Genomic DNA, 2,444 nt, shown 5'->3' on the forward strand with positions numbered 1-2,444 from the left:
CCGGATCGGCCGCGAGCGTGAGACGCAGGTCGGCCGATCCGGTCGGCGGGTCGTGCTGGACCCGCCCGTCCCGCACCACCACGGGGAGCCCGCCGCCCACCACGTCCAGCGGCTCGTCGGACCCCGCCGCCTCCACCGTGAGCGCGGCGTGCAGCGTGTAGTCGCCGTCGGGAAGCGGCGACCCGTCGCACGCCAGCAGGTCCGCCGCCTCCCCGACCGTGCTCCACCCGTGGGCGGGCAGCTGCACCGGCTGAGGCTGGACGGTGCTGCTCCTCTTCTGGACGACCCGCCCCTCGGCGTCGACCAGGTACGTGATGGCGGCGCGCTCCCGGAGCACCAGAGGCTCGCTGCCGGCGTTGACCACCGTGACGAGCGACGACATCCGCCACTGGGTCACGGCGTCCGGGCCCTCGATCTGCGGGACCGGCACGACGACGACCCTGCCGGTCGCGGGCGCGGGTGCAGGACCGCCGCAGCGGACCGTCACGTCCGGGGCGGCGTCACCCGACGGCCCTGCCGGAGGTGCGGACCGAGGCTCCGGCGACCGGCCACCGAGCGTCACGGCGACGACCGCCACGACGACGAGGGCCAGCGCCCCGCCGGCCCGTCGAGCGACCAGCGTGCGCCGGTGCCGGCGAGCCGCGAGCTCGATCGCGGCGACGTCCAGCGCGCCGAGCGGGGCCGTCCTCTCCAGGTCCCGCAGCCGCTCGTGCAGGTCGTACGTCATCGCCCGCCCCTCCCTCGCGCCGCCACCACGTCCCCGGCCTCCGCGACCGGCCCGACGACGCGCTCCAGCCGCTCCATGCCCTCGCTCAGGTACCGCTTCACGGACCCGGGCGCGATGCCGAGCACCTCCGCGACCTCCGGACCGCTCAGCCCGTCGAGGTGGTGCAGGACCACGCACGTCCGCTGACGGGGGCTCAACGTCGACAGCGCCACGGCCAGCACGTGGCGGTCGTCCGTGACCGACGCGACGTCCGCGACCTGGTCGGGCTCGGCCAGCAGGTGCCGGACCTGCCGCCACCGCTGCGCACGCCGGCCCTCGTCGATGACGAGCGTCGCCATCGTCCGGCGCACGTAGGACTCGAGGGTCACCGCCGCCCGCAGGCGCGGACGGCGCGCAAGGACGCGGGCGACTGCCTCCTGCACCAGGTCCTGCGCGTCCGCGGTGCTCCCCGTCAGCAGGTAGCCGTACCGCAGCAGCGCCGGGCCACGCTGACGCACCAGCACGTCGATCGCGTCGCCCCAGCCCAGCATCCCGCTCCCTCCGCCGTCCGCGCCGCTCGCGGTGTGCATCGTCCAAGACGACCACGACGTCGTCCCGGTTGGGGCCGGCTTGCACGCTGATCGGGCGACGACGCCGTCTGGTCCGCGACCTGCGAGGCGACGACCGGTGCGGTCGACAGCGGGAGGGCGTCAGTGTTCGGTGGCGCGACATCGCCGACTCCACCCGCTCGACGACCTGGGGCGACGAGCGGCGGCACCAGCGCCGGGCGAGCGCTCGCCGACGCGGAACGGTCGCCCGACCGTCACGCGGGCGTCATCGGCGCGACACGACCGGTCCCTAGCGTCAGGGCGACACCGAGAGAGAGCAGGGCACCGATGACCCTCACCATGACGCTCGTCCGGCACGGGCGCACCCACTTCAACGCCCGCCGCGTCCTGCAGGGACGCTGCGACTCACCCCTGACCCGCGACGGCCGCGCCGGGGTCAGGACGACCGCCCGGCACCTGGCCGGCACCCCGTTCACCGCGGCCTGGTCGTCACCGTCCGGGCGGGCCGTGGCGACCGCCGTCGAGCTGCTGCGGCACCACCCCGACGTCCGGCTGCGCACCGACCCCGGGCTGCTCGAGTACGCGTTCGGCGTGTACGAGCAGAAGCCCGAGAGCGTGCTCGACGAGGTCGTCGCGTGGCCCGACCTGGTCACCGAGGTCCTCGCGGGTCGTCACCCCGGTCTGCCCGGCGGCGAGCACGCCGCCGACTTCATGGACCGCACCCGGGAGGTGTTCGCCCGCATCGCCGCGCAGCACGACGGTCGGGACGAGCACGTGCTCGTCGTCGGGCACGGACTGGCGCTCGGCGCCTACCTGGCGACCGTCGACGAGGTCGGCCTGGTGCCGCTGCCCAACGCGTCGGTGTCCACGGTCGTCGTCGAGGCCGACGGCTCGGCGCGGATCGCCGACCTCGCGCTCGACGTCGCCGGTCAGGGCCACGTCGCCGCCCGCCCGATGCGCACCCCCACGCCCGTCCCGTCCGTGGCCTGACGCGCGACACGGTCCGTCGACTCCGTCCTGACGGCGGCTGCGGCCCGTCGACCCGTCCCGATCCCCGGACCAGCCCGCCGACCCCGTCATGACGACCGCCTCCGCCTGTCGAGCGGTCGTCATGACGGGGTCGTCGTCCGATCGGCGGGGCGGTGGCAGGATCGCGCCATGGACGACGA

3 protein-coding genes are annotated in these 2,444 nt (G+C 75.5%); 1 reads left to right on the forward strand and 2 read right to left on the reverse strand.

Features of this window, described 5'->3' with window-relative positions; all coding sequences use genetic code 11:
• Both CBZ_RS19805 and CBZ_RS19810 read right to left on the reverse strand, forming a co-directional pair.
• Positions 1-727 (reverse strand): hypothetical protein (locus CBZ_RS19805; RefSeq protein ID WP_218022830.1); only part of this gene is annotated, 727 nt, incomplete at its 3' end.
• Positions 724-1,296 carry an RNA polymerase sigma factor gene (locus tag CBZ_RS19810; RefSeq protein WP_246013568.1) on the reverse strand — a complete coding sequence of 191 codons (573 nt, stop codon included), beginning with the start codon at positions 1,294-1,296 and terminating at the stop codon, positions 724-726. The genes CBZ_RS19810 and CBZ_RS19805, both read right to left, overlap by 4 nt.
• A 306-nt stretch (positions 1,297-1,602) precedes the next feature.
• Here CBZ_RS19810 and CBZ_RS19815 point away from each other — a divergent pair, with 306 nt between their 5' ends.
• Positions 1,603-2,265, forward strand: coding sequence for a histidine phosphatase family protein (locus CBZ_RS19815; RefSeq protein ID WP_130783153.1), 663 nt, complete (start codon positions 1,603-1,605; stop codon positions 2,263-2,265).
• Positions 2,266-2,444 lie beyond the last annotated feature (179 nt).

The sequence above is a fragment of the Cellulomonas biazotea genome (assembly GCF_004306155.1).
GTDB lineage: Bacteria > Actinomycetota > Actinomycetes > Actinomycetales > Cellulomonadaceae > Cellulomonas > Cellulomonas biazotea.